Origin of the sequence: Micromonospora sp. NPDC049203 (assembly GCF_043197215.1) — a bacterium.
GTDB lineage: Bacteria > Actinomycetota > Actinomycetes > Mycobacteriales > Micromonosporaceae > Micromonospora.
Genome location: NZ_JBICSV010000004.1, coordinates 123,678 through 150,371, shown reverse-complemented (window position 1 = coordinate 150,371; position 26,694 = coordinate 123,678). Strand labels below are relative to the sequence as shown.

General features: G+C 74.4%; 25 protein-coding genes. 9 read left to right on the top strand and 16 right to left on the bottom strand.

From position 1 onward, the window contains the following. Nucleotides 1–54: 54 nt before the first annotated feature. The 4 genes from ACGFIA_RS13135 to ACGFIA_RS13120 form a co-directional block, all read right to left on the bottom strand. Nucleotides 55–948, bottom strand: coding sequence for a septum formation family protein (locus tag ACGFIA_RS13135; protein ID WP_393259992.1), 894 nt, complete (start codon nucleotides 946–948; stop codon nucleotides 55–57). Between the two features lie 217 nt (nucleotides 949–1,165). Further along, complete coding sequence (panD, locus tag ACGFIA_RS13130; protein ID WP_357385492.1) at nucleotides 1,166–1,594, bottom strand: aspartate 1-decarboxylase; 429 nt, start codon at nucleotides 1,592–1,594, stop codon at nucleotides 1,166–1,168. Nucleotides 1,595–1,623: 29 nt separating this feature from the next. Then, entirely contained in the window at nucleotides 1,624–2,466 is an 843-nt protein-coding gene (panC, locus tag ACGFIA_RS13125; RefSeq protein ID WP_357468837.1) for a pantoate--beta-alanine ligase, read from the bottom strand. Continuing rightward, the gene (locus ACGFIA_RS13120) at nucleotides 2,466–3,395 is read right to left on the bottom strand and encodes a Rossmann-like and DUF2520 domain-containing protein (protein ID WP_357385488.1); all 930 of its coding nucleotides are present in this window, start codon (nucleotides 3,393–3,395) and stop codon (nucleotides 2,466–2,468) included. The genes panC and ACGFIA_RS13120 overlap by 1 nt, the downstream gene beginning before the upstream one ends. A 193-nt stretch (nucleotides 3,396–3,588) precedes the next feature. Here ACGFIA_RS13120 and ACGFIA_RS13115 point away from each other — a divergent pair, with 193 nt between their 5' ends. After that, complete coding sequence (locus tag ACGFIA_RS13115; RefSeq protein ID WP_393260442.1) at nucleotides 3,589–4,668, top strand: SAM-dependent methyltransferase; 1,080 nt, start codon at nucleotides 3,589–3,591, stop codon at nucleotides 4,666–4,668. Further along, complete coding sequence (locus ACGFIA_RS13110) at nucleotides 4,665–5,834, top strand: NADH-quinone oxidoreductase subunit D (protein ID WP_013288963.1); 1,170 nt, start codon at nucleotides 4,665–4,667, stop codon at nucleotides 5,832–5,834. The genes ACGFIA_RS13115 and ACGFIA_RS13110 overlap by 4 nt, the downstream gene beginning before the upstream one ends. A gap of 35 nt (nucleotides 5,835–5,869) precedes the next feature. On the opposite strand, the gene ACGFIA_RS13105 is transcribed toward ACGFIA_RS13110, so the two are convergent. The 4 genes from ACGFIA_RS13105 to ACGFIA_RS13090 form a co-directional block, all read right to left on the bottom strand. Continuing rightward, complete coding sequence (locus ACGFIA_RS13105) at nucleotides 5,870–7,795, bottom strand: hypothetical protein (protein ID WP_393259987.1); 1,926 nt, start codon at nucleotides 7,793–7,795, stop codon at nucleotides 5,870–5,872. A 103-nt stretch (nucleotides 7,796–7,898) separates the two neighbouring features. Beyond that, nucleotides 7,899–8,903, bottom strand: coding sequence for a glycine betaine ABC transporter substrate-binding protein (locus ACGFIA_RS13100; RefSeq protein ID WP_357385484.1), 1,005 nt, complete (start codon nucleotides 8,901–8,903; stop codon nucleotides 7,899–7,901). A gap of 152 nt (nucleotides 8,904–9,055) precedes the next feature. Beyond that, nucleotides 9,056–9,778 carry an ABC transporter permease gene (locus tag ACGFIA_RS13095; RefSeq protein ID WP_091047687.1) on the bottom strand — a complete coding sequence of 241 codons (723 nt, stop codon included), beginning with the start codon at nucleotides 9,776–9,778 and terminating at the stop codon, nucleotides 9,056–9,058. Then, the gene (locus ACGFIA_RS13090) at nucleotides 9,775–10,464 is read right to left on the bottom strand and encodes an ABC transporter permease (protein ID WP_357385482.1); all 690 of its coding nucleotides are present in this window, start codon (nucleotides 10,462–10,464) and stop codon (nucleotides 9,775–9,777) included. The genes ACGFIA_RS13095 and ACGFIA_RS13090 overlap by 4 nt, the downstream gene beginning before the upstream one ends. A gap of 2 nt (nucleotides 10,465–10,466) precedes the next feature. Here ACGFIA_RS13090 and ACGFIA_RS13085 point away from each other — a divergent pair, with 2 nt between their 5' ends. Then, nucleotides 10,467–11,459: an ABC transporter ATP-binding protein gene (locus tag ACGFIA_RS13085; RefSeq protein WP_393259984.1), complete on the top strand. Its 993-nt coding sequence runs from the start codon at nucleotides 10,467–10,469 to the stop codon at nucleotides 11,457–11,459. A gap of 2 nt (nucleotides 11,460–11,461) precedes the next feature. Here the strand turns inward: ACGFIA_RS13085 and ACGFIA_RS13080 are convergent, their stop codons facing one another. The 7 genes from ACGFIA_RS13080 to folP all read right to left on the bottom strand — a co-directional run bounded on the left by ACGFIA_RS13080 (nucleotide 11,462) and on the right by folP (nucleotide 16,106). Then, nucleotides 11,462–11,953 carry a hypothetical protein gene (locus ACGFIA_RS13080; RefSeq protein WP_357385478.1) on the bottom strand — a complete coding sequence of 164 codons (492 nt, stop codon included), beginning with the start codon at nucleotides 11,951–11,953 and terminating at the stop codon, nucleotides 11,462–11,464. Between the two features lie 83 nt (nucleotides 11,954–12,036). Next, nucleotides 12,037–12,339 (bottom strand): hypothetical protein, encoded by a 303-nt coding sequence (locus tag ACGFIA_RS13075; RefSeq protein WP_135242344.1) that lies wholly within the window; start codon nucleotides 12,337–12,339, stop codon nucleotides 12,037–12,039. Nucleotides 12,340–12,399: 60 nt separating this feature from the next. Beyond that, on the bottom strand, nucleotides 12,400–13,626 hold the full coding sequence (locus ACGFIA_RS13070) for an ABC transporter permease (RefSeq protein ID WP_357385476.1): 1,227 nt from the start codon (nucleotides 13,624–13,626) through the stop codon (nucleotides 12,400–12,402). Nucleotides 13,627–13,740: 114 nt separating this feature from the next. Then, nucleotides 13,741–14,229 (bottom strand): DUF3180 domain-containing protein, encoded by a 489-nt coding sequence (locus ACGFIA_RS13065; RefSeq protein ID WP_357479471.1) that lies wholly within the window; start codon nucleotides 14,227–14,229, stop codon nucleotides 13,741–13,743. An 85-nt stretch (nucleotides 14,230–14,314) separates the two neighbouring features. Next, a complete protein-coding gene (gene folK / locus ACGFIA_RS13060) occupies nucleotides 14,315–14,842 on the bottom strand; it encodes a 2-amino-4-hydroxy-6-hydroxymethyldihydropteridine diphosphokinase (protein WP_357385474.1) in 528 nt (175 codons plus the stop codon). Then, the gene (folB, locus tag ACGFIA_RS13055) at nucleotides 14,839–15,198 is read right to left on the bottom strand and encodes a dihydroneopterin aldolase (RefSeq protein WP_357385472.1); all 360 of its coding nucleotides are present in this window, start codon (nucleotides 15,196–15,198) and stop codon (nucleotides 14,839–14,841) included. The genes folK and folB overlap by 4 nt, the downstream gene beginning before the upstream one ends. Next, nucleotides 15,195–16,106, bottom strand: a complete 912-nt coding sequence (folP, locus tag ACGFIA_RS13050) for a dihydropteroate synthase (protein WP_357385470.1) — start codon at nucleotides 16,104–16,106, stop codon at nucleotides 15,195–15,197. The genes folB and folP overlap by 4 nt, the downstream gene beginning before the upstream one ends. A gap of 357 nt (nucleotides 16,107–16,463) precedes the next feature. On the opposite strand from folP, the gene ACGFIA_RS13045 reads away from it, so the two are divergent. The 6 genes from ACGFIA_RS13045 (at nucleotide 16,464) to ACGFIA_RS13020 (ending at nucleotide 25,968) form a co-directional block, all read left to right on the top strand. Continuing rightward, the gene (locus ACGFIA_RS13045) at nucleotides 16,464–16,778 is read left to right on the top strand and encodes a hypothetical protein (protein WP_013288976.1); all 315 of its coding nucleotides are present in this window, start codon (nucleotides 16,464–16,466) and stop codon (nucleotides 16,776–16,778) included. A 13-nt stretch (nucleotides 16,779–16,791) separates the two neighbouring features. Then, entirely contained in the window at nucleotides 16,792–17,154 is a 363-nt protein-coding gene (locus ACGFIA_RS13040; RefSeq protein ID WP_013288977.1) for a hypothetical protein, read from the top strand. Nucleotides 17,155–17,203: 49 nt separating this feature from the next. Further along, on the top strand, nucleotides 17,204–20,596 hold the full coding sequence (locus ACGFIA_RS13035) for an ATP-binding protein (RefSeq protein WP_393259980.1): 3,393 nt from the start codon (nucleotides 17,204–17,206) through the stop codon (nucleotides 20,594–20,596). Between the two features lies 1 nt (nucleotide 20,597). Next, entirely contained in the window at nucleotides 20,598–22,541 is a 1,944-nt protein-coding gene (locus ACGFIA_RS13030) for an MFS transporter (protein ID WP_393259977.1), read from the top strand. Between the two features lie 203 nt (nucleotides 22,542–22,744). Then, nucleotides 22,745–25,270 (top strand): FtsK/SpoIIIE domain-containing protein, encoded by a 2,526-nt coding sequence (locus ACGFIA_RS13025; RefSeq protein ID WP_393260438.1) that lies wholly within the window; start codon nucleotides 22,745–22,747, stop codon nucleotides 25,268–25,270. Then, a complete protein-coding gene (locus tag ACGFIA_RS13020) occupies nucleotides 25,267–25,968 on the top strand; it encodes a hypothetical protein (protein ID WP_357385457.1) in 702 nt (233 codons plus the stop codon). The genes ACGFIA_RS13025 and ACGFIA_RS13020 overlap by 4 nt, the downstream gene beginning before the upstream one ends. A 51-nt stretch (nucleotides 25,969–26,019) precedes the next feature. On the opposite strand, the gene folE is transcribed toward ACGFIA_RS13020, so the two are convergent. Next, nucleotides 26,020–26,637, bottom strand: coding sequence for a GTP cyclohydrolase I FolE (gene folE, locus ACGFIA_RS13015; protein ID WP_259275967.1), 618 nt, complete (start codon nucleotides 26,635–26,637; stop codon nucleotides 26,020–26,022). Nucleotides 26,638–26,694: the final 57 nt, after the last annotated feature.

Sequence of the window (26,694 nt, the reverse complement as noted above, 5' to 3'; positions counted from 1 at the left end):
GTCAACCCGAAGCGTCCTCGGCTCGGGCGCGGGGGGCGTGACGAGTGCGGTCGGCTACCTCGTCCGGCGCGGCAGGGCGGCCGGTCCGGCGCCCTTGAGCGAGGTGGTCACCGTACGGTCGCTGAGCCACAGGTAACAGCGCACGCCCCGGTCACCGACCGCCCAGCGACCGGCCGCGGGCGGGCGGACCACCACGTCGCTGCGGTAGCGCAGGAACGCGTCGGCGGGCACCCCGGTGTAGCGGGCGATCACGCCGAAGCAGCCGTCGTAGAGGGGAACCCAGTCCTCCGGCTTCTTCGGGTACGGGCGCTCCGGCGCGGCCCACACGCCGACGAACTCGGCGTCGTGCGCGACAGCGCAGTCGACCGGGGTGAGCCGCTGCACCCGGCCCGTCTCCCGGATGGTGCGCTGGCAGCCCAGCCGCAACGGGGACGGCGTCCTGAGCGCGTCGCGCAGGCTGCCCGTCCGAGTCACCACGGTGGCCGCCGCCTCGGTGGTGGTCAGCTCGGTCAGATCGCACCGGTACCAGCGGGAGCCGGCCGTCCAGCCGACACCCGTCGGCAGCGCCACCGCCAGCCGGAGCCGCCCGGCCCGCCAGTCGTCACCCACGTACCCGGCGGCCCGCTTGTCGCAGTCGGCGAACGCGGTACGCAGCTCGGGTGAGGCGAGCGGTGGCGGGGTGGGCCGGTCCGCGGTGAACGCGCCGACGTGCACCGTCTCCACCCGGTGCGGCAGCTCGCAGCCGACCGGCGCGTACGCGGCCAGCCCGACGCTCGCGGTGAAGTCGGCGACCTGGCAGACCCCGGCAGCCGGGGTGAACGGCGCGGGGGCCGCCATCGCGGCCCAGTCGTCGGTGAGGTCGCCGTCCAGCCCGCCGGTGCCGGCGCAACCGGCCAGGGCGGCGCTCGCGACAATCGCGGCGACCAGGGCGCTCATCGCACGGCGCATCGCGGCCTCCCCCAGCCGACGACCGTCGATCCCCGACGGTCCGCTCAGGGTAGCCGAAAATGACCTTCCGGTGACAGACCGCGTTCCCCACTCCGCCACCCTCGTCGATCTTGCACTAGCCGCCCCGGCAGCCGGACAAAAGACGCATCCGAGGGGCCGAAAGTGCAAGATCGACGGGGTGAGAAAGGGCGAGAAAGGGCGAGAACGGCGGGGCGGGTCAGCTCAGGGAGGCGGCGAGGGGGTTGGGGACGGGGGCGCCCGCGGTGCCGGGGGCCGCCGTCGTCGGGTCTGCCGAGAGGTCGACGACCCTGTTGTCGGCGTCGACGTGCACCACCCGGGGGCGGTACGCGCGCGCCTCGGCGTCGTCCATCTGGCCGTACGAGATCAGGATGACCAGGTCGCCGGGGTGCACCAGGTGCGCGGCGGCGCCGTTGATGCCGATCACGCCGCTGCCCCGCCGCCCCGGGATCACGTACGTCTCCAGCCGGGCGCCGTTCGTGATGTCCACGATCGCGACCTGCTCGCCGGGGAGCAGGTCCGCCGCGTCGAGCAGATCCTCGTCCACCGTGACCGAGCCGACGTAGTGCAGGTCGGCCTGGGTCACCGTGGCCCGGTGGATCTTCGACTTGAGCATGGTCCGGAACATCGGGGTGCCTTTCCGCATTCGTGGTGGGGTCAGGGACGCGGCGCGAGGTGGATCGCCGTGTTGTCGATCAGGCGGGTGGCGCCGACCCAGGCCGCGATCAGCAGCCGGGCCGGGCCGTCGACCGGGCCGGGTTCCAGCTGGGTGTCGGTGAGCACCAGATAGTCCAGGCGGGCGTCCGGCGCGTCGAAGGCCCGGTGCGCGGCGGCCAGCACCGCGCCCGCGTCCTCGCCCCGCTCGGCCGCCTCGGCGCCGGCCCGCAACGCGGCGGACAGGCTCAGCGCGGTCCGCCGTTCCTCCGCCGAGAGGTACCGGTTCCGGCTCGACATGGCCAGCCCGTCCGCTTCCCGTACGGTCGGCACGCCGACGATCTCAGTCGGCACGTCGAGGTCGCGGACCATCCGGCGCACCAGGGTGAGCTGCTGATAGTCCTTCTCGCCGAAGAACGCCAGGTCGGGCCGGGTGAGCTGGAGCAGCTTCATGACCACCGTGAGCACGCCGTGGAAGAAGCCGGGACGGCTCAGGCCCTCCAGGTCCTCGCCCAGCGGCCCCGGGTTCAGCCCCACTGTCGGGCGTCCCTCTGGGTACATCTCGGTCGCCGAGGGCGCGAATACCACGTCCACCCCGGCCCGGCGGCAGATCTCCAAGTCGGAGTCGAGCGTGCGCGGGTAGCGGTCGAAGTCCTCGTTCGGGCCGAACTGCAACGGGTTCACGAAGATCGTGACGATGACGTGGCCGGCGCGCTCGCGGGCGGCCCGCAGCAGCGCCTCGTGCCCGGCGTGCAGCGCGCCCATGGTCATGACGACGCCGACGGTGCCGGCCATCGCCTCGCGGGCCGCCGCCAGCTCCTTGCGCGTGTGCAGCACCTCGGCCATCAGGCCGCCACCTCGATTCCGTCGAGCACGTTGCGCAGCGCGGCCGCGTCCGCCGGGCGCAGGCGGCCGACCGCGACGGCGCGGTCCGCCGTCCGTCGTGCCAACGCCAGATACGCGGGTACGGATTCCGGCGCGGTCCGCGCCAGCCGGTCCAGATGCCGGCGTACGGTCCCCGCGTCACCCCGCGACACCGGACCGGTCAGCGCGTCGTCGCCCAGCCGCAGCGCGTTCTCCAGCGCGGCCCGCAGCAGCGGGGCGAGCACCTTCTCCGGCCGCTCCACCCCGGCGTCACGCAGCCGGTCGGCGGACTCGTTGACGAGCGTCACCAGGTGGTTGGCGCCGTGCGCCAGCGCCGCGTGGTAGAGCGGCCGGTCCGCCTCACCCACCCACTCCGGCACACCGCCCAGGTCGGCCACCAGCCGCGCCGCGAACGGACGCAGCTCGGCCGGGGCGGTCACGCCGTAGGAGATGCCCGGCAGGCGGGACAGGTCGTCCGGCGTACCGGTGAAGGTCATCGCCGGGTGCAGCGCGAGCGGCCGGGCGCCCGCCTCGACGACCGGGGCCAGCGCGGCCAGCCCGTGCGCGCCGGAGGTGTGCGCCACCACCTGGCCGGGGCGCAGCGCGCCGCTCGCGACCAGGTCAGCGACCACGTCCGCGAGCGCGTCGTCCGGGACCGCGACGATCAGCAGGTCGGTGGCGGCGCGCGCCACGGCGGACGCCTCGTGGTGCGGGGTCCGGGGCAGCAGCAGCGCCAGCCGGGCCCTTGTCGCGCCCGAGGCGCCGGACGCGGCGACGACCCGGTGGCCGGCGGCGGCGAGGGCCGCGCCCAGCACGGCGCCGACCCGGCCGGCGCCGAGCACGCCGACGGTGAGGGTACGGGGAGAGACGAGCGGGGCAGCGGTGGCCCGAGGGCGCAGCGGTGCGCTCATGGCAGCGATCCAGTCCTCGAAGGGGGTACCGGTCGATGGCAAGTATGCGCCCGGGTGACAGACCGGAAACAAGGAGGTGTGAAAACCTTCACCGGCCGCCGGAACCGGCCGCTGCGGTGGCGGGCAAACCGCCCGTTCGGGTACGTCCCGTAGGGTCGGCCCGGTGACCTCCCCGCTGCGCTGGCGCGACGCGATGGAGCGGGCGCTGTACGGGCCGGACGGCTTCTTCGTCTCCGGCGGCGGGCCCGCCGCGCACTTCCGCACGAGCGTGCACGCCTCGCCCGCGTTCGCCGCCTGCCTGCTGCGGCAACTCGAACTGGTGGACGCGGCGCTGGGCCACCCCGCGCGGCTGGACGTGGTGGACGTGGGTGCGGGCCGGGGCGAACTGCTCCGGGCGCTGCTGGCACAGGCCGCACCCGAGCTGGCCGCCCGGATCAACCCGGTAGCGGTGGAACTGTCGCCCCGCCCGGCCGGCTTGCCGCCGGAGATCGCCTGGCAGGCCGACATCCCGGACGCGATAACCGGCCTGCTCCTGGCGACCGAGTGGCTGGACAACGTCCCCGTGGACGTGGCGGTCCACACCGAGGCAGGCTGGCGTCTCCTCCTGGTGAACCCGAAAACCGGCGAGGAGACGGTGGGCCCGCCCCCGTCCCCCACCGGCACCACCTGGCTGACCCACTGGTGGCCCTCACCGTCCGCCCCGCCTCCCTCCCCGATGATCAAGGAGTTCGTGTCGGCGGAGGGCCCGGATCAGGACACGAACTCCTTGATCACCGGGGTGGGCGAGGGCGGGAGTCGCCGCGAGGGCTGGGGACGGGGGGAGATCGGGGTGGGGCGGGATCTGGCTTGGGCGGGGGCCGTGGGGAAGGTCGCGCGGGGGCTGGCGCTCGCCGTGGACTACGGGCATCTGCGGGACTCGCGTCCGCTGGACGGGACGTTGACCGGGTACCGGGGTGGACGGCAGGTGCCGCCGGTGCCGGACGGATCGTGCGACGTGACGGCGCACGTCGCCATGGACTCGGTCGCCTCCGCCGGTGAGCGGGTCGCGCGGTGCGCGTACTCCCTGGTCTCGCAGCGGGAGGCGCTGCGGGCGCTCGGGGCCGACGGCGGGCGACCGCCGCTGAGCCTGGCCTCCCGCGACCCGGCCGGCTACCTGCGGGCGCTGGCCGCGGCGTCGGCGGCGGCCGAACTGACCGACCCGGCCGGGCTCGGCGGGCACCTGTGGCTGCGGCAGCCGGTCGGCGTCGCGCTCGACGCGGTCGTGGCACGATGACGGGCATGACCACGGACGCCGCCGACCTCCGCGAGCTCACAGTCGGCACCGGCGCGGGCGGTGAGCAGCTCGGCACCGACATGGTGCTCAACATCGGGCCGCAACACCCGTCGACGCACGGCGTGCTGCGGCTCAAGCTGGTGCTCGACGGGGAGCGGGTGGTCGCCGCCGAACCGATCGTCGGCTACATGCACCGGGGGGCGGAGAAGCTTTTCGAGGTACGCGACTACCGGCAGATCATCGTGCTGGCGAACCGGCACGACTGGCTGTCGGCGTTCTCCAACGAACTGGGCGTGGTGCTCGCCGTCGAGCGGCTGATGGGCATGGAGGTGCCGGAGCGCGCCACCTGGCTGCGGATGGCGCTGGCTGAGCTGAACCGGGTGCTCAACCACCTGATGTTCCTCGGCTCGTACCCGCTGGAGATCGGCGCGATCACGCCGATGTTCTACGCGTTCCGGGAACGCGAGACCATCCAGGCCGTGATGGAGGAGGTCTCCGGCGGCCGGATCCACTACATGTTCAACCGGGTCGGCGGCCTGAAGGAGGAGGTGCCGTCCGGCTGGACCGGACGCGCCCGCGCCGCCATCGCCGAGGTACGCCGACGGATGCCCGACCTCGACAACCTGATCCGGCGCAACGAGATCTTCCTGGCCCGTACCGTCGGGGTCGGCGTGCTGTCCGCCGCCGACGCCGCCGCGTTCGGTGCGTCCGGTCCGGTCGCCCGCGCCTCCGGGCTCGACCTCGACCTGCGCCGCGACGAGCCCTACCTGGCCTACGACCAGCTCGATGTGCCGGTGGTGACGAAGACCGCCGGTGACTGTCACGCCCGCTTCGAGGTACTGCTCGACCAGGTGTACGTCTCACTCGACCTCGCCGAGCAGTGCCTGGACCGGGTGGACCGGATCAGCGGGCCGGTGAACACCCGGCTGCCGAAGGTGCTGAAGGCGCCCGAGGGGCACACGTACGCCTGGACCGAGAACCCGCTCGGCATCAACGGCTACTACCTGGTGTCCCGGGGCGAGAAGACGCCGTGGCGGATGAAGCTGCGCACCGCCTCGTACGCGAACGTGCAGGCCCTGTCGTCGCTGCTGCCCGGCTGCCTGGTGCCCGACCTGATCGCCATCCTCGGCTCGATGTTCTTCGTGGTGGGCGACATCGACAAGTAACAGCCGTCCGGGCGCTGTCGGTCGATGCGGGCGGTTCAGCGCCAGCGGTCGGTGGCGTCCCGGTGCGGCCGGCCGTGTCCACCGCGCTCCGGGCTGCGCCACTCCGGTTCCGCCGGCCGCCACTCCGGCTCGGGCCGACGCCACTGCGACTCGGGCTGCGGCGTCTCCGGCTGCCGCCACTCCGGCTCGGCCTGGTGCCGTTCCTCCGGCTGACGCCACTCCGGTTCGGGCTGACGCCACTCGGGGGGCGGCTGCCGCCATTCCGGCTGGCCGCCGCGCCGCGCCGGTGGCCGCCACTCCTCCGGCACCGGCACCCCGCCGGCCGGCAGCGCCGGGTTGCTCTCCGCCGACCAGCGGCCCTCCGGCTCGCCCGGCCCGCTCGCGGCCGGACCGCCGCCGCGTACCGACGCCCACCGGTCCTCGACCCGGTACTCGGTGCCGCCGCCGTCGGCGTGCACAGCCGCCCGTCGTTCTCCGAGCCGGATCTCCCGGCCCGCGCCGTCGTCGCGGACGGCGGCCCACCGGTTGCCGGCACTCATCTCGGACCACTGGTCGCCGTCGCTCGCCCGGCCCGCCGGGGCGCCCGGCCCGCCCGCCGGCCACGCGCCCGCCGCCCGGTCGTCACCCCCGCCGGGCCACTGCCGCTGCTCCTCCGCCGCCGTCCGGCCCTGGTCGCTCGACCAGCCGCCCCCGGCGGTCCGCGCGGACCAGCCCGGTTCCCCGCCGGTGCGCCCGGACCAGCCCTGTTCACCATCGGTACGCGCGGACCAGCCCTGTTCACCGTCGGTGCGCGCGGACCAGCCCTGTTCACCGTCCGCGGTCCGGCCGACGCCCGCCCACGGATGGTCGGCACCTGGGCGTCCGGGGTCGTTCCACGAGTGCCTGTCGTCGCCGGACTCCGCACCCCGACCACGATCATCAGGAGCGGCCCGACGGCCCGGCCGGTCGCCCGGGTCGCGGTGTCCCGCACGCCAGTGATCGGCCGGGTCCGTGCCACGCGACCGGTCCTCGTCCGACCAGCCGCCGGGGAATCCGCCGTACCGGTTTCCGGCCGGCTCACCACCGCCGACGATCGTGTGCCGGGTGGTGACGTGCACCGTCTCGGTGTGGTGGACCACGCCGACCGGACGGGCCGCCGGATCGGAGACCCGCGCCGCGCCGTACACCCCGCTCGCCGGCCGGTCCGGACGTACGGTGGCCCGCGCCGGCTCGGCGTCGTGCCGGCCCGTCCGCACCGGGTCGGGTTCGTGACGGCCGGACCGGGGCTGTTCGGATTCGTAGTAATCCGCCCGGGACGGCTCATCGTCGTAACGGCCGGTCCGGGGCGGCTCGGCGCCCGCCCTGGGTGAGTCGGAGTCGGTTCCGTAGCGGCTCGCGGCGCCCGCCGGCCAGGCCGGTTCGTCGTCGTCCCGGCCGGTCGGCTGCGCCCGTCCCGCGTCGGACCTGCCGGTGACCGGCACCCGTGCCGCACCGCTCGGGCGCTCCTGCACGGCGGCGGATGCGGACGCGGGCACGGCGGCGGACGCGGGCACGGCGACGGACGCGGGCACGGGCGCTGCGGCGGGCGCGGGCGCGGCGGCCAGTCCGGCGGCTGCCGCGTCGAGCCGGTGCCGTACCGCGCCGGCCGCCTCCTCCGCCCGGCGGGCCTGGTCGAGTGCCTGGTTGCCGCGCTGCGCGGCGGCCACGATCTCGGCTCGCAACTCCCGCCGGAGCTGCGCCAGCTCCTCGCGCAGCTCCTCGGTGGCCGCGTCGTCGGAACCGCCCTCCGGCCGCAGCGCCATCGACAAACCGATGAGCACGACGGCGAGGATCGCCAGGACCGCGCCGAACCGGAGCGAGCCGTTGCCGTCGGCGATCAGCAGGATGAGCGCGGCCAGGGGCGCCAGCCCCACACCGACCCAGAACAGGACGGTGAGCACTGTGGGCGTGCTCTTGTCGGTGGGCGCGACCGAGGCGGGCATGGCTGAGCAGATTACCGAGAGTTCCACCCGAGGGGAACGGGTCGGCACGACTCGATGCCCGGGCCGCCGGCCGGCACGCGTGGCACCGGCCGGCGGTGGTGCGTCAGCTCGTGGCCAGCGCGGCGTCGGAGGAGAAGACCAGGCCGACGCTCGCCGAGCCGGTCTTCAGCGCGTTCTTGGTCTGCGGGCCGCCCGCGTCGAGCGAGCTGAACGAGCCGGCCTTGAAGTCGTAGACCTCGACCAGGCCGGCCTGGCACTTCGGCCGCTGCGGGCACTCCGGCGGCCCGGCCAGCACGGTCGCCTGGCCGGAGCACTTGGCGGCCAGCTCGGAGAGCGTCGAGACGCCGTACTTGTCGGCGAACGCCTTGGTGACGGCGAACGCGTTCTGGTCCTGCGCCTGGGACGGCTGGCCGAAGACCAGGCCGTTCTTGTCACCCTGGCTCTTCAGCGCCGCGACCGTCTTGTCCAGCTCCGGCGAGGAGACGGGCTGCGCGTCCTTGCCGTTGTTCTTGGTGTTGAGGAACTCCGCCATGGTGGCGGCGTACTCCGGGACGACCTGGATCTGGCCCTTCTCCAGCGCCGGCTCGTAGAGCTCCCGGTTGCCGATGGTCTGCACCTTGACCTGGTAGCCGGCGGCGGTGAGCGCGATCTTGTAGAGCTCGGCGATGGTCTGGCTCTCGCTGAAGTTGCCCGCGCCGACTGTGATCTGGCCGCCCGGGCCCTTCTCGATCCCGTCGGTCACGCCGTTGGCGGAGGCGAACTCCTGCGCGGCGACCTGGGGCGTCTTGCGGTCGACGTCGACCGCCCGGTTGAGCTGGATCAGCTTCGGGGTGTCGAGCTTCGCGGAGACCTTGTCGAGCGCGGCGACGAGCTGCGGCGTGGCCGCCTTCGCGTTGATCGCGGGAATGACGTTGTCGGTGTTCTGGAGCTTCTTGTCGTCGGTCAGGACGACGAGCTGGTCACCGGCCACCGGAGCACAGCCCGCCCCCGAGGCGCCCTGCTCGGGCGCGTCGGTGCCGGACGAGCCGGCGTCGCCGCAGCCGGTGAGCAGCGCGGCCGCGGTGAGAGCGCCGATCGCCCCGGCGGCCATTCGTGTACGCGCACGCATGAGTGCCCGCCTTCCGTGTCCCGGCGCGACCCGTCGGGCCGGCCGCGTGTCCGACGGGCGACCCGGACGGCCACCCGCGACTCCAGCCAATATCCTCCAGACCCGACCGACAAACTCGGAGCGGTTTTCGTCACCTGATCGTCACCGACGGCTCAACCGCCGGTCGTCGCCGCCGTCGCGCGGCGGTTCGCCCGCCGGCGTACCCGGCGCAGCGGGCGCGGCGTGACCGCCCGCTCCACCAGCGCGAGCACCCCCTCCACGAGCAGCGCCAACCCGGCCACCAGCACCCCGCCCGCGATGATCTGCCCCCCTCCGGCGGCGATGTCGAGCCCGAAACCGGCCCGGATGATCTGGCCCAGCCCGCCGCCGTTGACGAAGGAGGCGAGCGCCGCGGTGGCCACCACCTGCACCGCCGCGGTACGGAAGCCGGCCGCCAGGTAGGGCACCGCGAGCGGCAGCTCCACCCGGCGCAGCACCTGGCCGCCGGACAGGCCCATCCCCCGGGCCGCGTCCCGGGCCTCCGGGTCGGCCTGCCGCACCCCGGTGTACGCGTTCGCCAGCAGCGGCGGAACCGCGAAGACCGCGAGCGCCACCACCACTGCCGGCCGGCCGAAGCCGAGGAACGTCAGCGGGAGGATGGTCAGCAGCGCCAGCGTCGGGATCGCCAGCGTGACGTTGGAGACCAGCAGGACCAGCCCGCCGCCCCGGCCGCTGTGCCCGAGCCAGAGCCCGATCGGCCAGGCCACCAGGCAGCCCAGCAGCACCGCCAGCGCGGACATGCTCAGGTGCTCGCCGAGGCGGTCCAGCACGCCGCCGGGGTTGGTCCAGTTCAGCGGGTCGTTCAGCCAGACCACTGCCTGCTCGACGGGGTTCACCGGGCGGACCTCCCGCGCAGCCAGGGGGTGAGCAGGCGGCCCACGCCCGCCAGCACCAGGTCGAGCACCAGCGCCAGCAGCACGCACAGCACCGTGCCGGTCATGATCTGGGCCTTGTAGAAGTTGTTCTGGAAGCCCGCGAAGATGAGCTGGCCCAGGCCGCCCCGGCCGACCACCACCCCGACCGTGACGAGCGCGACGGTGGACACGGTCGCCAGCCGTACGCCGGTGAGGATGCCCGGCAGCGCCAGCGGCAGCTCGATCCGCAGCAGCCGCCCCCACCTGCCGTACCCCATGCCCTCGGCGGCCTCGCGCACCTCCGGCGGCACCTGGTTCAGCCCGGCCAGCGCGTTGCGCACGATGACCAGCAACGCGTACAGCGCCACGACGGTGAGCACGGTGATCGCGCCGATGCCCAGGTACGGCGCCAGGAACGCGAACAACGCCAGCGACGGGACGGTGTAGAGCACCCCGGTCACCGCCAGGATGGGTGCCGACAGCGACCGGAACCAGTACGCGAGCACCGCCAGCGGCAGCGCCACCAGCGCGGCGATCACCACGGCCCGGCCGGTCAGCCAGGTGTGCTCCCGCAGCGCGGCCAGGATCGTGTCAGAGTTGTCCCGCACGTACTGCCAGGAGAACCACGGATTACCCGGGTCGGCCCGGTAGCTCAGGTGGAGGGACACACGTGGACGGTACCCCGGGGAGCACCGCCGGAGGCGGCGCGGCGTCGATCACGCTGGAGCGCATCCGCAAGCGCTACCCGGACGGCACCGAGGCGGTACGCGAGCTGAGCCTGGAGGTCGCCGCCGGCGAGTTGGTGGTGCTGATCGGCCCGTCCGGCTGCGGCAAGTCGACTGTGCTGCGGATGGTCAACCGGCTGATCGAGCCGACCGGCGGGCGGATCCTGCTCGGCGACGACGACGTCACCCGGGTCGATCCGGTGGCGCTACGCCGCCGCATCGGCTACGTCATCCAGAACGTCGGCCTCTTCCCGCACCAGACCGTCGCCGCGAACGTGGCGACCGTGCCGGGGCTGCTCGGCTGGCCGAAGCAGCGGACCCGGGCCCGGGTCGGCGAACTGCTGGAACTCGTCGGTCTGGACTCGGCTCAGTTCGGCAGGCGGTACCCGCACGAACTGTCCGGCGGGCAGCGGCAGCGCGTCGGCGTGGCCCGGGCGCTCGCCGCCGATCCGGTGGTGCTGCTGATGGACGAGCCGTTCTCGGCGGTGGACCCGATCGTCCGGACCCGCCTGCAGGAGGAGTTCCTGCGGTTGCAGGCCGAGGTACGCAAGACGATCGTGCTGGTCACCCACGACCTCGACGAGGCGGTCCGGCTGGGCGACCGGATCGCGGTGCTCTCCGAGGGCGGCCGGCTGGAGCAGTACGACACGCCCGCCGCGCTGCTCGGCGCGCCCGCCTCGGACTTCGTCCGCGAGTTCGTCGGCGCCGACCGGGGCATCCGGCGGCTCGCTGTCACCCCGGTGACCCGCGCGGTGCTCGACCCGCTCCCGGCCGACGGCGGCGCCGGCCTGCCCACTGTGGCGCTCGGCGACTCGGCGTACGACGCGCTCGGCGCGCTGCTCACCTCCGGCGCCGAGCACGCGGTGGTCACCGAGGAGGGCCGGGCGGTGGGGCTGCTCGCCCGCGCCCGGGTGCTGACGCTGGGCGCTGTGGACTGACCTCAGGCCCGGCCGCCGAGGCTGGCCAGGCCGACGATCCAGCCCGCGAAGAAGCCGTACGTGACACCGGTGCTGGCGGCCTGGAACGCGGCGTACAGCGAGCCGTGCGGGCCGAGGAGCGTGGCGAGCAGGGCACTGAGCCCGGCGGCGAGCGCGTACGCGCCCCAGCCGGAGAGGAACTGACTGCCCGAGGACGTCACCCGGTCGACCTGCGGGCCGGGCAGGAGGTACAGCAGCGCCGCGGCCAGCACGAGGAGCAGGATCGCCCGGAGATTGGTGGCGAACACGCCCTCGTCGGCCTGCCACCGCCAGGACGGCCAGGCGAGCAGCCGGAGGAACCAGCCACCGGCACCGGTCGGGTCGGTGCCGCGCTGCGCCCAGTCCACGTACATCGGGCTGCCACCGACGGCGACGAGCAGGAACGCGGCGAGCATCCCGGTGCCGGCGGCCGTGCCGTACTGGGAGACGGTACGAGGGCGGTTGCTCAGAGCCATGCGGCGGTCAGTTCCCGGCCGGTCCCGCCGGGCAAACCTGCGTAGGCGGGCGGCTGCCGCCGGCCGGCGGGCCGTCATCGACCTCAGTGCTTCATCAGGTAGTCGATGAAGGCGGCGCGCAGCAGCGGCGCGGACTCGTCGTAGCCGTGCCCGGTCAGCTCACGCCAGAGCGCGTTCGCCTCGTCGATGGTCGGGCCGATCGAGTTCGGCGCCCCGTCCAGCGCGGCGGCCTCGTCTGCGTTGGGCAGGTGCCGCAGGACCGACCAGAAGAAGCCCACGTCGCGGCGGTCGCGCGCCAGGTTGAACGCCTGCTCGCGCAGTTCCTCGGTGGAGAGCTTGTCGAGCTCGTCGAAGGTGCGGCCGCCGGGGGCAGGAGTATCGGTCATGCCGCCGAGCCTAACCGGAGAGATCAGTCCCGGCGCGCGGGACGCACGGCCACCGCCGGGTCAGCGATCGTCGGCGTCCCAGCGCCGGGGTTCGCTGTCCCAGCGCTGGGCCTCCCATGCCTCGACCGGGGTGTCGTGCTCGCGTACCGGCAGCACCGACGGCCAGGTGTCGCCCGGCTGGGGCGCCGGGGTCATCGTCCAGCCGCCACTCGACGCGCCGTCCCGGGCCGGGCGGACCGGACCGGGTCCGACCGGCGCCGCCGGGCGCGGCCGGCCGAACGTCTCGACCAGCCGGGTGACGAGCAGGCCGACGCCGAGCACGGCACCACCCAGCGCCCACCGGCTGACCGTCCAGCCGTACGGCACGGTCCAGGCCAGGAACACCACCACCAGGCAGACCGCGAACAGGGTGCCGAAGATGCCGCCTCGGCGTCCGTACGCGCTGGTGCCGGCGAGCATCGCCGTGCCGACCGCCAGCAGGGTCCAGTCCAGCCCGGTGCCGGGCGCGACCTGACCGTCCCCGTTCGCCGCGAGCAGCACGCCGGCGAGCATCGCCAGCACGGTGGACCCGACGAGCGCCAGCGCGGTCACCGTGGCGGCCACCGCGCCGCGCCGCCGGGCCGGGTCGGCGACCGGCCGGAACCGGCCGATCAGCCGGCGTACCGGCTTCATCGCGGCGAACAGGCCACCGAGGACGGCGACCGCGGCGAAGCCGACGAAGAGGTACAGCGCGCTGCGGCGGGGGTCGTAGTCCCCCTGCACGGTGACCGGGCCGGTCCGCCGTTCCAGGTAGACGATCACGCCGGCCGCCCCGGCCAGGCTCGCCGCCCAGCCGGGCACGTGCAGCACCACGACGGCCAGGGCGAGTGCCAGCCCGGCCACCGCCGCCACCCCGAGCGCCGGCAGCAGCGCCTCCCGTACGCCCCGGTCGCCCTGCTCGGCGAAGTGCAGCGCGGAGGCCAGCGCGACCGGGCCGATCGCCAGGTTCACCGCGCCGGCCCGCAGGCTCAGGCCGGCGGCGAGGGTGAACAGGCCGAGCGCGGCCACGTCGACGAGCAGCGTCTTCAGGGCGCCGCCGCGCAGCGCGTCCGAGTCCTCCCGCCAGAGCAGCCAGGCCATCGCGACCAGCGCGGCCAGCAGCACGAACTCCCAGAGCACGTGCACCGCGATCCGGTCCCGGCCGGGTTCGCCGTGTGCCGGGTCGTCGAAGACGTTCTCCAGTACGGCAGCGGGCACCCCGGACGACGTCTCCGGCGGCGCTGTCCGGCCCGCATCGTCGTACGCCATTGGCTCGCGCCTCCCCAGGTGGCCGCGTCCGGCCCACGGGCGGGCGGACCGGTGGCGGCCGTCGCTCTCCGGTCGCCCAGGGACGGTACCGCCGGGCCGGGGTGGGGGGAACCCTCAGAGACGGCCGCGGGGCGTCTCCCGGTCGCCCGGCTCGCGGTCCTCGTCGTCCTCCTGCTCCGGGACGCGGCAGGAGCGTTCCAGCCAGAGCGCGGCAGCGACCAGCGCGAGCGCGGCGATCAGGCCGCCGAGCGCGGCGGGCCGGTCGTTCATGGCCGCGTTCGTGCGCTCGACGAACAGCCAGCCGGTCAGCCCCGCGTAGAAGCCGGCGAAGATGGCGCCGGCCAGCGCGGACGCCTTGGCCAGCACCACGAACCGGGCCACCAGCAGCGGGTTCACCGGCTCCCGGCCGGGCCGCCGCTCGATCCGGCCGCGCGTGTTGACCGCGGCGTAGCCCTCCAGCACGGCCAGCCCGGCCAGCGTGATCACCGGCAGCCAGGGCAGGTCGGAGCCGAGGTCTCCATAGAAGCTGCTGATCAGCAGCCAGGCCACCGCGGCGGCGGCCAGACCGGCCACCACCAGCGTGGAGGCCCGGGTCGGGCCCATCCGGAAGCGGTCGGGCCCCTGCGGGGAGCGCGCGGTGCTCACCGCGCCTCCTCGGCTCGCGACGGCGGGGCCGCACTCCAGCGGGTCATGTTTCCGACTCTAGCGTCAGATCCGGTCGCGGGCTCAGTTCCAGCGCGTCCCCGGCCAGCGGCTCGGCGTTGAGCAGGTCGGTCAGCCAGCCGTGCCCGGGTAGCCGGCCGTGCGGCTCGATGTCGATCCACGGGCGCAGCACGAAGGCGCGCAGGTGGGCCCGGGGGTGCGGCACCGTCAGCTCGGCGTCGTCGCGGAGCACCGGCTCACCGGCGTCGTCCCAGACCGCGATCACGTCCACGTCCAGCGTGCGCGGCCCGTACCGCCGTCGCGGGTCGCGGTCGCGCCCGGCCGCCGCCTCCGCGGCCCGGGCGCGGGCCAGCCAGTCCTCGGGCGCCGCCGCCGGGTCCGCGACCATCACCACCGCGTTCAGGTACGCGGGCTGGTCGGCGTCCCCCCACGGTGGAGTCTCGTAGACGCCGGAGACCAGCAGCACCCGGTCGCCGAGCGCGGCCACGGCGCCACGCAGGTGGCCGAGGCGGTCGCCCAGGTTGCTGCCGATCGACAGCACGGCCCGGGTCACCGGGTACGCCGCATCGTGACGGCGACGTCCCGGAAGGCGTGCGGGATCGGGGCCTCGGGCTTGTGCACGGTCACCGTCGCGGCCTCCACCAGCGGCTCGGCCAGGCAGACCGCGAGCAGCCGGTCGGCGAGTGTCTCGATCAGGTTCACCGGCTCGCCGGTGATGACCGCGACCAGACGTTCGGCCAGCTCGCCGTAGTGCACGGTGTCGGTCACCTCGTCCGAGCCGGCGGCCGGGCCGAGGTCCAGTTCGAGCACCGCGTCGACCACGAACTCCTGGCCCTGCGCGCGCTCGAAGTCGTAGACGCCGTGGCGGCCGTGCGCGCGCAGGCCGGTCAGCTCGATCCGGTCGGTCACCTGTCGCCTCCGCTCAGGCCGGTGGTCGCTGCTGTCCGCGACGCGGTCGCCGGCCGCGCGCCGCTCGCGGTGGCCAGCCGGGGGCTGCCGGTGGCCCGCCAGACGGCGAGCGCGTCGGCGGTGCCGCGGACGTCGTGCACGCGCACCCCCCAGGCGCCGGCCGCGACGGCGAGCACGCTGGTCGCGACGGTCGCGGCCTCCCGCCCGGCGGTGGGCCGGGGTTCGCCCGCCGGGTCGGCGAGCAGCCGGCCCAGGTAGGACTTGCGGCTGGCCCCGAACAGCACCGGGAAGCCCAGCTCGACCAGCTCCGGCAGGCGGGCGCTGAGCGCCCAGTTGTGCGCGGCGGTCTTGGCGAAGCCCAGGCCCGGGTCGACGATGATCCGGTCGGCGGCGACCCCGGCGGCGAGCGCGGCGTCGACGCGCCGGCTCAGCTCGTCCCGGACGTCGGCCACCACGTCGGTGTACGTGGCCAGCTCACGCATCCCCCGGGAGTGCCCCCGCCAGTGCATGAGCACCCAGGGGCAGCCCGCGTCGCGGACCACCCGGGCCATGTCCGGATCGGCGAGGCCGCCGGAGACGTCGTTCACCGCGTACGCGCCGGCGGCGAGAACGGCCTCGGCGACCCGGGCGCGACTGGTGTCGATGCTGACCAGAATCCCGGCGGCGCTCAGCTCGCGGACCACAGGCAGCACCCGGGCGGTCTCCGTCTCCGGGTCGACCCGGTCGGCGCCCGGCCGGGTGGACTCGCCACCCACGTCGATCAGGTCCGCGCCGTCGGAGCGCAGTCGCACCCCGTGTGCGACGGCCGCGTCCAGATCGGCGTATCTGCCGCCGTCGGAGAAGGAGTCGGGCGTGACGTTGAGGACGCCCATCACCACCGGGTTCTCCGCCCGTACCAGATCGGTCACGGCCCGACAGTACCGTTCGCCGCCAGGGCTTCCGGCCACCGGGCGAACGCGGAACGCGGCACCCCTGACGTGCGCATTGGAACAGGTGTACGATCGGTCATCCGGGCATTCGGGGGTCGACTCTTCACGGCTTGTCGCAAAGGTGGCCGGGCCGTACGCTTTGGAATTGCCCAGCATCGAGATGGCGAAGCCTGGAGGGAGGGCCGAAGCGGGAAGAATCCCCCCAAAACTCACCACTCTGCGTGGTGGGTGACGGACGCAGCGTTTACGGCGCTGTCTCTGACGAGCACCATCCCGCCAGGCTTGCCTACTTGCACCAACGCGGCGCCGCCGGCCGCGACCTTGGGGAGGTTTCCAGTGATCGCCATCGAGCTCATGGCAACGGCATCCAGTGCCGTCGACCACGCGCTCCACACCCTGGCGTCGACTCCACTCGCCGAGCCGGCCCCGAAGGGCATCGACACCGACAACGTCGTCACCTTCTTCGCCAGCAAGATCGCGCCGATCCTGCTCGCGGTCCTCGGCGTGATCTTCATCGGCCGGGCCAGCCGGGGTGAGATCTCGAAGGTGCTGACCAGCTCGGCCATCGCCATCATCGGCCTGGCCTTCATCGCCGGGGCGGCAACACTGTTCTTCGTCGGCGACTACCTGATCAACCTGATCTTCGAGTAGGGCGCGGGCGACGATGCGGCTGCGCACCGACGACGACATCTACCGGGCACGCCTCGTCTACCTGGGGCCACCCGGGTACACCCTTCCCGTCCATCTGCCGTACGCCCAGTACGGCCTGTTCATGCTGCTCGTACCCCTCTACATGTTCATCCACTGGTTGTTCACGCTCCAGGTCGAGCTGTTCCCCGCCTGGGAGATCTCGCTGGCGATCGTGACGACCTCGTTCATCTTCCGGTACGTCGACCCGGACCGGCCCGCGCGAATGGTCATCCGGACCGCGCTGACCGACTGGCGACGCACCCGGGAACCGGCCACCGAGCAGCGGGATCCGCGGCTCGTGGCGAGCCGGATCAGGATCCGGGAGGAACTGGCATGACCGGGCGTACGACAACCGTGCAGACGAACGATGCGGGTGAGGCGGTCGCATGAGTCGCTCTTCCACGCCGGGTTCCCCGGCCGGGCGCCCGGCCGGGCCCAGCGGTAACCGTGCGCGATCGTTCGACTACCCACCGGACGAGGATCTGGACGAGGTGGTCCTGGACAGCGCGCTCGTCACCAGCCCCGGGCACGGCCGCGTCGGCGTCTTCCAGCCGCCGCGTCCGATGACACCGCGTGAGCCGGTACGCCCCGACGGCGACATCGACTCGCCCTTCCTCGACCTGTTCGGCGGCGCGCAGCCCCGGCGGCGACCCGCCGCGTCCGCGCCGCCCTCTCCGGTCGAGCCGGTGGTGGCGCCGCCCCGCCGCGGCGTCGGCCGCGAGCCCCTGCCGATCCCGCACCAGCCCGCCGTCCCGATCGAGCCGGCCCCGCGGCCCGAACCGGAACCGCCGGTCCGCGAGCAGGCCCCGGGGGTACGCGCCGTCGGGCGTCCCCGGCCCGCGCCCACGCACGCCGCGCCGCCGCCGGTCGAGCCGTCCCTGCCCGACCCGCCAGCGGTCCTCGCCCCGCCGCCGCCGTCCCGTAGCCGGGTTCCGCAGCAGGCCGGTGACCGGCTGCCCGTGCTCCGCCCTCCGGCCGAGCCGGAGCCGGCGCTACCGCCGCCCCCGCAGATCCCCGCGCCGCCCGTGCCCGTCGCCGCGCCCGCCCCGGCCGAGCACCGGGAACCGGACCTCGCCCCGGCCGGGCCGCTCGCGGCCGGCACGGCGCCCTCGCGTGAGGTGGGCCGCCCGGAGCACCGCGAGGTGACGCCGCCCCGGCAACGCACGCCGGAACGCCGGAACCGGCCGACCAAACCGGCCCGGGTCCGCGCCCCGAAGATCAAGTTCGGCGATCGGGACCCGTCGGTCGAGCTGGCCATCACCGAGATCGCCGGTCACCTCACCTTCACTCCGAACACGGTCACCGCCTGGTACTGGCTGCCCGAGGTGCGGTGGGCGTTCCGGCCGGACGCGGAACGCGAGGCGCTGCTCTCGGCGATCTCCGAGCAGTACGCCGGCCTCGCCGGCTTCCGGCTGCACCTGCGCCGGACCACGAGGCCCTTCCCGGCCGACGAGTGGGCCCGCACCATCGACGCGCACACCGTCGCCCCGCTGCCCGACGTGCCGGGCACCACCGGCTGGGCCGATCACCTGGTCGCCGCCCAGCGGCACCTGATGGCGGTCAACCACGCCGAGGGCCAGACCTACCTCGGTGTCACGTTCGCCCGCCGGTCACTCGGCGACTCGCTCACCGAACGACTGCTGCGTACGTTCGGCCGGGGCACCGCCGACGGCGAGCGGCGCCGGCTGAGCCGTACCGTCGAGCAGTTCGACGAGGTCCTCGGCGCGTTCGGCATGCGCGGGCGGCGGGTCACCGCGCCCGAGCTGGAATGGCTGCTCTACCGGTCGGTGGCGCTGTGCATGGCGCCGCCCGGCGTCCTCTCCCCGATCACGAACGGCCGGTGGGAACGCGGCGATCTGCTGGCCCTCACCGAGCAGGTCGAGCGCTACCGCACCCCGTACGGCTCGACGGTGAAGCTGGTCAACCGGATGACCGGCGAGGAGCGCCACGTCGCGGTGCTCGCGGTCGGCCGGATGGAGCCGCTGGAGATCCCCGAACGGCACGAGCCCTGGCTGCACTTCCACGAGCGGCTGCCGTGGCCGATGGAGTTGTCCACCCGGGTCGACATCCTCGGTCCCAACGACTCCTTCCGGAACCTCGAACACCGGCTCCGGATGATCCGCTCCCAGCAGCTCGACTACGCCGAGCACGGCATCGACGCGCCACCGGAGCTGGAACGGCTGGCCAAGCGCGCGCTGGTGATCGGCGATGAGATGACCACCGGCCTGCCCGTCGACTCGGCCCGGGCACACGGCTGGCACCGCATCGCGGTCGGCGGGCGGACCCGGGAGGAGTGCCTGGAGCGGGCCCGGCGGCTCATCCAGCTCTACTCCCGCGAGCTGCGGATCTCGCTCCAGCACCCGAAGAACCAGGACTGGCTGGCCCGCGAGTTCATCCCCGGCGAACCGATCGCCAACACCGGCTACGTCCGGCGGATGCCCGTCAACCTGCTGGCCGCCGCGCTGCCGCAGGCCGCGTCCACTGTCGGCGACCGGCGCGGCGACCTGATCGGGCGCACCGCCGGCACCTGCCGCCGGCCCGTCTTCCTCGACCTGCACTTCCCGATGGAGGTACGCGAGCGCTCCGGCCTCGCCGTCTTCGTCGCCGAACCCGGCGGTGGCAAGTCGACGCTGCTCGGCGCGCTCGGCTACCTGGCCGCACGCCGTGGCGTACAGGTGACGCTGCTCGACCCGTCCGGTCCGCTGGCCCGGCTGTGCGCCATGCCCGAGCTGGCACCGTACTCCCGGGTGCTCAACCTGACCGGCTCGGAGCAGGGCACGCTCGCGCCGTACGCGCTGATCCCGACGCCGCTGCGCAGCGAGTTCGGCGCCGGCCCGGCGGGCGACCGCGAGTTCGAGATCGCCGTGTCGAACGCCCGCGCCGAGCGCCGGATGCTGGTGCAGGACATCTGCATGATGCTGGTGCCGCCGCAGGTGGCCCGGGAGGCGTCCACCGCCACGCTGTTCCGGCACGCCGTACGCCAGGTGCCCGCCGAGGAGACCTCCACGCTCGACGACGTGGTCACCTGCCTGCAAGGGCTCGACGACGACGCCGGTCGCGAGCTGGCCCACCTGCTGCTCGACACCGCCGAGATGCCGCTGGCCATGCTCTTCTTCGGCCGGCCGCCGGAGGGGCTGCTCGGTGCCGACGCCGCGCTCACCGTCATCACCATGGCCGGCCTGCGGCTCCCCGACCTCAAGATCGAGCGGGAGTACTGGTCGGCCGAGGAGGCCCTCGCGTTGCCGATGCTGCACACCGCGCACCGGCTCGCGGTACGCCGCTGCTACGGCGGGTCGATGTCCTCGCGGAAGCTGGTCGGCCTCGACGAGGCGCACTTCATGGAGGGCTGGCGCTCCGGCCGGTCGTTCCTGGTCCGGCTCGCCCGCGACTCCCGCAAGTGGAACCTGGCCGCGCTGGTCGCCTCGCAGAACCCGAAGGACATCCTCGGCCTCGACGTGCAGAACCTCGTCTCCACCGTCTTCGTCGGCCGGATCGCCGAGGACAGCGAGATCGCCTCCGAGGCGCTACGCCTGCTGCGGGTGCCCGTGGACGACGGGTACGAGGCGACACTCGCCTCCCTCTCCCAGGCCGACAGCGGGTCGGCCAACCGGCTCGGCTTCCGCGAGTTCGTCATGCGCGACGTCGACGGGCGCGTGCAGAAGGTCCGGGTCGACGTGTCGTACGTCGACGGGCTGCTGGAGCACCTGGACACCACCCCCGCCGCGGTCGCCCAGGCCGCCGGGATACTGCCGACCGTCCTGGCTGATCTGGAGGCGTGACATGGCGAGGGCCCGGGCACGGATCACGGCGCTCCTCCTCGCGCTCGGCGTACTCGCCGGGGCCACGATCTCCTGGCCGGTGATCGGGGGTGCCACACCCGCGTACGCCGCCGCGCCGGTCGCCCAGGCGCGCGCCGAGCTGTGCAGCACCAAGGAGTGGCAGGCCGACTTCCGGTCCTGCGTCGGCAAGCTCAAGGCCGTCAGCGAGGACCAGGTCGAGTGCCGCAACGCGCCGGTGCCCGCCGCGCCGGACTCGGGCCTGGCCGGCTGGTTCGCGTCCCGGCCCGACTCGGCGAAGGAGCCCGGCCCGAAGGGCCTCTACAGCGACTACGGCTACGCCGGGTACAGCTACAACACGTACGACATCGACGGCGGCTGCGCCTCCTCGGTGCTGCATCCGGACTACCGGTTCACCACGATGGTCGCCAACGGCGAGTTCATGTTCGCCAACGCGGTGATCGGCGCCTCGAATGCGCTGCGTGAGCGCGCGTGGGATCCGCGCACGATGTGGAGCTGGGCCGACCCGCTTGTGGAACAGGCCACGAAGGCCGTCTACCAGAAGGTGTTCAGCGTCTTCGGCATCATCACCGTCTGCGTGGTGGGCCTCTACCTGCTCTGGCGGTCCCGCCAGTCGGACATGAGCAACGCGATGACCACAGCGGGCTGGGCGCTGCTGGTGATGGTGGCGGTGACCGCGCTGGCCGCCTGGCCGGTCAAGTCCGCGAACATCGCCGACAACACGTTGATCAGCACGCTGGGCGTGGTGCACGACGCGGTCGGCCCCTCCTCCAAGACCGTTCCGCCGGACAAGTGCGCGCTGCCGAACCCGAGCGCCTGTGTCGACAAGCGGCCACCCGCCGTGCGCGCGAGTGACACAGCCACCGAGACGATGCTCTACCGGAACTGGCTGCGCGGTGTGCTCGGCTCGGCGGACAGCGAGACCGCCAAGAAGTACGGCCAAGCGCTCTACGACGCGAAGTCGCTCAACTGGGACGAGGCGGAGTCGATCCGGTCCAACCCGGCCACCCGCGATGTCGTCATCAAGGCCAAGCAGCAGCAGTGGGCCAAGGTCGCCGAGCAGATCAAAACCGAGGATCCGGAGGCGTACGAGTACCTTCAGGGCACTAAAGACATGGACCGGATCGGTGCCGGGTTCATCGCGGTGCTGGCCTCGGTGCTGTTCGCCATGTTCGACCTCACCGCGTCGCTGCTGGTGCTGCTCGGCTTCCTGATCTTCCGCTGGGCGGTGATCGCCGCGCCGATCCTCGGCACTGTCGGCCTGATGCGCCCGGCCAGCGCCGGCCTCCGGCGGCTGGCGAACGCGGTGGTCGCCGCGGTCTTCAACATCGCCATCTTCGGCACCGGGGCGGCCATCTACCTCTTCGCCGTCGACCTGATCATGAATACCGCGACGCTGCCCGGCTGGCTCCAGGTGGTGCTGGTCTGGCTCTGCGGGGTGGTCGGCTGGCTGCTGCTGCGGCCGTACCGCCGGATCACCCAGCTCGGCGGCAAGGACAGCAGCGAGGCGGTCAGTTCGGCCGGGTCCTGGCACCGCCGGTTCTTCCGGGACATGCGGATCGCCGCCCGGCTGGACGTGGCCGAGCCCGGTGGCACCAACGAGCCGGCGATCGGCAAGCGCCGCACCGTCACGGCCGACCAGCGCAGCCTCCGGCCGGAGGCCCGGCACGAGGATCCGGCGCACAGCGCCACGCCCGCCGAGCGGGAACGGCCGGACGGACGGGAACGGCCGGAGGACCCGCCCGCGACCGGGCGGCCGGGCGGCCGTCCCACCGCCACGCCCCGGCCCCGGCGTGCGCCGTCGACCTGGACCGAGCCGGACGTGCCGGAGGAGTCGCCCTCCTACGCCGTCTACCGGCCGGACTCGGCGGGCCGCGGCACCTCCCCGGCCCGGCCGGCGCCCCGTGTCCGCTCCGAGGCCCGGTGAGTCCGGTGCGTCGGGCGCTGGAATTCCTCTTCACCCGGGTCCTCCGATCCCGGATCGGTGTCGCCCTGGTGATCGCCGTACTGGTCTTCGGGGTGATCGGCGCGGCGCGTCTGGTCGCCGGGCCGGGCGACACCGGCCCCGGCCTGGCCAGCCGCCCCTCCCAGCCGATCAGCACAGCCGACCCGGAGGCCGGTGACGACGGCGTGCTGTCCAGCCCGCCGGCCGCTGTCGCACCCAAGGTCCGGATCCGGCCCGCGCCGGCCGACCACCACCGGCAGTACGAGCTGGCCGAGCGTCTGCGGTCGGCGGCCGACCTGGCGGCACCCGGCTGGGCCGGCGGGCCGCTGGAATCGCTCAGCGCGGCGACACCGCCCGGTGACGGCCTGCCGCCACTGGTCCGGGTGGGCACGGCCGCGCCGCTCGACGACGCCCGCTTCCCGGCGCTGGTGCCGTTGCTCGGCAGCGGCCACCTGAGCCTCGACGCCGACGCCTCGGACGTCCGGGTGGCCGGGCTGCTCCGGGCGCTGCTGCTGCGGGTGTTCGCCGCCAGTCCGGCGGGTGCGCTGCTGGCCCGCGCGGTCGACGGCTGTTCCGGTGCGACATTCGCCGGCTACGCGCCGCTGGCCGACGCCGGCCTGCTGCCCCCGCCCGCCACCGACCTCGCCGGGATGCGCGCGGTGCTGGCCGAGGCCGAGCAGTGGATGGCGGCCGGAACGGCCCGGCAGCGCGGGCACGACCGGACGCTGCTGCTGGTGGTCGCCGCGCTGCCGGACGGTACGACCACAGCCGACCTGGACCGGCTCGCCGGACTGGCCGAGGGTGGGCCGCGCGCCGGGCTGCATCTGGTGCTCGCCGGCTGGCCGGACGGCAGCCCGCTGCCGCGTGCCACACCGGTGACGGTGCGCACCGCGTACGCGCTTGTCGGCGACCCGCCCGGTGCCGGCTTCAGCAGTCCCGGCGCCGAGCCGCCGGGCGGGCTGAACTCGCCCGTGTTCCTCGACGAGGACCCGCCCGCCGAGCTGGTCGCCGACGTGTGTGCGCGGCTGGCCCGGCAGATCGAGGACGGCTCGCGTCTGTCCCTGCGTGACCTGCTGCCGGCGGACGGTTTCTGGGCCGCCGGCTCGGCGGACGGGCTGAGCACCACAGTGGGTGACGCCGCCGGGCGTCCGGTCAGCCTGGGCTTCACCGAGCTGACCCCGCACTGGCTGGTCAGCGGCCGGGGCCAGGCGGGCCGGTCGGCGTTCCTGACCGACGCGTTGTTTGGCCTCGCCGCCCGGTACGGCCCGGACGAGCTGGCGCTCTACCTGGCCGACCTGGCCGACGGCGAGTCGTTCGTGGAGTTCCTCCAGACCGAGCGGGACCGTTCCTGGGTGCCGCAGGTGCGCGCCGCCGGGATGGCCGCCGACCGGGAGTACGTGGCCGACCTGCTCGGCGAGCTGGAGGCGGAACTGCGCCGCCGCGAGGAAGCGTCCCGGCGGGCCGGTGGGCAGCGCTACACCGAGCTGCGGCAGCACCAGCCGCTGCCCCGGATCGTCTGCGTGGTCGACAACTTCCCGCTGGCGCTACGCGAGCGGGACCGCCTCGCCGCCGACCTGCTGGCCCGGTTGGACGCGCTCGCCCGCGCCGGCCGGTCGTACGGGATCCACCTGGTGCTGGCCGGCGAGGGTGACCTGGGCATCGGCGGTCCGCGTGACCCGCTGCTCGGGCAGTTCCCGGTGCGGGTGGCGCTGCCCGGCGGCTCGGCGGTGCTGGAACCGGCGAACGACTCGGCGGCCGGGCTGCCGGTGGGCAGCGCGGTGGTGAACACGGCGGGTGGCCTTGGCGGGCCGCGCGGCGCGACCCGGGGGCACGAGCGGATGATCCGCTTCCCGGATCCGTACGAGGACCCCGAGGTCCTCACCGACCTGCGGCGACGGCTCTGGGAGGCGCGGGACGAGGCGGCGACGCCGCCGGTGGTCTTCGCCGGGTACGCCCGCCCGCTGCTGGCGAACGATCCTCGGCACCGGGCCGCGCTCGCCGGCCGCGCCCACGGGCCCGCCGCGTTGCTGGGCCGGGCGGTGGACGTGCGCCGGTCCACGGTGACGGTGCCGCTGGGGCCGGGCGCGGGACGGAACCTGGCCGTCCTGGGGCGGGACGAGGAGGCGGAGCGCCTGCTGGTGACGGCTGTTCGCAGTGCGGCGGCGGCACAGCCGGGCGCGGTCCGGTTCGTGCTGGCGCCGCTGGCGAACGGGTCGGCCGAGCCGGCCGGGGCGCTCGCCGCCGAGCTGGCCGGACGGCACCGGGTGGAGACCGTCGACGCTGCCGGGCTGAGGGACGCCATGGCGTCGGACGAGCCGGGTTACCTGGTGGTGTTCGGGCTGGACGTGCCGGACGCCTCCGAGCTGCCGCCCGACCTGCTTCGGTCGCTGCTGGTGGAGGGCCCGCCGGCCGGCCGGCACCTGCTCGGCTGGTGGCGGGCGCCGGCTCCGCTGGCCGGGCTGCTCGGCCCGGAGGGCGAGGTGGACAAGCTCACCGCCGTGGCGGTCACGGACGTGCCGGGCGGCCGGCTGGAGCAGCTCTTCGACCGCCCGGTGTGGTGGCGGCCCCGGCCGGGCCGCGCGGTGCTCTGGGACGGCCCGGACGAGCAGGGCACGGTTTTCGTGCCGTTCGGCACGACCGGGGCGGCGGCGACCGCGCGGGTCGAGCCGGACCGGCGGCCGACGGACCGCACCGGGGAGGGCACGGCATGAGTGAGACCGGCACGACCGTACCGGGGCCCCGCTCGGGTGGGCCGGCCACGGTGGCGGATCCCGCCGAGTCGGCCTGGGCGGAGTATGTCGCCGCCGCGCGGGCGCTCGACGGCGTACGCCGGGCGGCGGCCACCGCCGCCGGGGAGCAGGCACGGTCGGTGGCTGCGGCCCGCGAGGAGCTGACCGTGGTACGGGAACGGCTGGCGCCGCAGCAGTCCCGGCTGCGTGAGCTGGGCGTACCGGCGTTGTCGCTGGTTCCGACGCCGCCGGAGGTGACCGAGGCGGCCCGGTCGATGGCGGGTGGGCCGTCGGCGGTGCTGGCGGCGCTGCGCGCGGCCGGAGACTGGGCGGACGCGGCGGACGACACGCTGAGCGCGCGTGGCCTGCCCCGGCTGGCGCGGTGGCCGGCCCGTCCCCGTAACCTGCTGGTGTACGGGCCGCTGGCGCTCGTGGTGCCGCTGCTCCAGCTCGTGCTGTACGCGGTCGCCGGCCCGGGCCCGGTGACGGTGCTGGCGCTGCTGGTCGGGCTGCCGCTGCCGGCTGTCGCGTTCATGCTGGGCTGGCTGGCGGTGGGGCGTGTCTTCCGTCCGCGTCCCACCGACCGGGTGGACCGGACGCCCCGCTTCGGCGCCCTGGTCTGTCTGGTGCCGGCGGTGCTCACCGCCGCCGGGCTGCTGCTCGCCATGCTGCCGGACTGACGACGGCCGCGCTCCCGGCGGGAGTACGCGGCCGTCGGTGGCGGTCCGGGGTCAGCGGGCCATGATCAGTGCCATCGCCTCGGCCCGCGACTTGGCGTCGTTCTGCAGGCCGCCGCGCACCGCGGACGTGATGGTCTTCGCGCCCGACTTCTGGATGCCGCGCATCGCCATGCACATGTGCTCGCACTCCAGCACGACGATCACGCCGCGCGGGGCGAGGCTGGACATCAGCAGGTCGGCGATCTGCGAGGTGAGCCGCTCCTGCACCTGGGGCCGGCGGGCGAACACCTCGACCAGCCGGGCCAGCTTGGACAGGCCGGTGATCCGGCCGTCCGGGCCGGGGATGTAGCCGATGTGCGCGCTGCCCCGGAACGGCAGCAGGTGGTGCTCGCAGAGGCTCATCACGTCGATGTCCCGGACGAGCACCAGCTCCTCGTGGTTGGCCTCGAAGGTGGTGCGGAGCACCTGCGCCGGGTCGACCCGCAGGCCGGCGAAGAGCTCGGCGTACGCACGGGCCACCCGGGCCGGCGTCTGCTGGAGACCGTCGCGGTCCGGGTCCTCGCCGACCGCGATGAGGATCTCGCGGACCGCCTTCTCGATCCGGGCGAGGTCGACGCTCTCCTCCACCGGGCCACCGGTGAGCTTGCCGCTGATCAGCCGCGCGGCCACGTAGTCGAGCGCGTCGTCGCCGTCGGGCTCGGTCGCGGAGACGGCCGACTCCCTGTG

Coding starts and splice junctions, on each gene's coding strand:
- ACGFIA_RS13120 (WP_357385488.1), bottom strand. CDS start 3,395: ATGAGCGCACCGCTGCGCCCTCGGGCCACCGCTGCCCCGCTCGTCTCT.
- ACGFIA_RS13080 (WP_357385478.1), bottom strand. CDS start 11,953: ATGGCTCTGAGCAACCGCCCTCGTACCGTCTCCCAGTACGGCACGGCC.
- ACGFIA_RS13065 (WP_357479471.1), bottom strand. CDS start 14,229: ATGGGCCCGACCCGGGCCTCCACGCTGGTGGTGGCCGGTCTGGCCGCC.
- ACGFIA_RS13135 (WP_393259992.1), bottom strand. CDS start 948: ATGCGCCGTGCGATGAGCGCCCTGGTCGCCGCGATTGTCGCGAGCGCC.
- panC (WP_357468837.1), bottom strand. CDS start 2,466: ATGGCCGAGGTGCTGCACACGCGCAAGGAGCTGGCGGCGGCCCGCGAG.
- ACGFIA_RS13030 (WP_393259977.1), top strand. CDS start 20,598: ATGGCGAGGGCCCGGGCACGGATCACGGCGCTCCTCCTCGCGCTCGGC.
- ACGFIA_RS13105 (WP_393259987.1), bottom strand. CDS start 7,795: ATGCCCGCCTCGGTCGCGCCCACCGACAAGAGCACGCCCACAGTGCTC.
- ACGFIA_RS13110 (WP_013288963.1), top strand. CDS start 4,665: ATGACGGGCATGACCACGGACGCCGCCGACCTCCGCGAGCTCACAGTC.
- ACGFIA_RS13040 (WP_013288977.1), top strand. CDS start 16,792: ATGCGGCTGCGCACCGACGACGACATCTACCGGGCACGCCTCGTCTAC.
- ACGFIA_RS13035 (WP_393259980.1), top strand. CDS start 17,204: ATGAGTCGCTCTTCCACGCCGGGTTCCCCGGCCGGGCGCCCGGCCGGG.
- ACGFIA_RS13115 (WP_393260442.1), top strand. CDS start 3,589: ATGGAGCGGGCGCTGTACGGGCCGGACGGCTTCTTCGTCTCCGGCGGC.
- ACGFIA_RS13100 (WP_357385484.1), bottom strand. CDS start 8,903: ATGCGTGCGCGTACACGAATGGCCGCCGGGGCGATCGGCGCTCTCACC.
- ACGFIA_RS13070 (WP_357385476.1), bottom strand. CDS start 13,626: ATGGCGTACGACGATGCGGGCCGGACAGCGCCGCCGGAGACGTCGTCC.
- ACGFIA_RS13075 (WP_135242344.1), bottom strand. CDS start 12,339: ATGACCGATACTCCTGCCCCCGGCGGCCGCACCTTCGACGAGCTCGAC.
- panD (WP_357385492.1), bottom strand. CDS start 1,594: ATGTTCCGGACCATGCTCAAGTCGAAGATCCACCGGGCCACGGTGACC.
- ACGFIA_RS13020 (WP_357385457.1), top strand. CDS start 25,267: ATGAGTGAGACCGGCACGACCGTACCGGGGCCCCGCTCGGGTGGGCCG.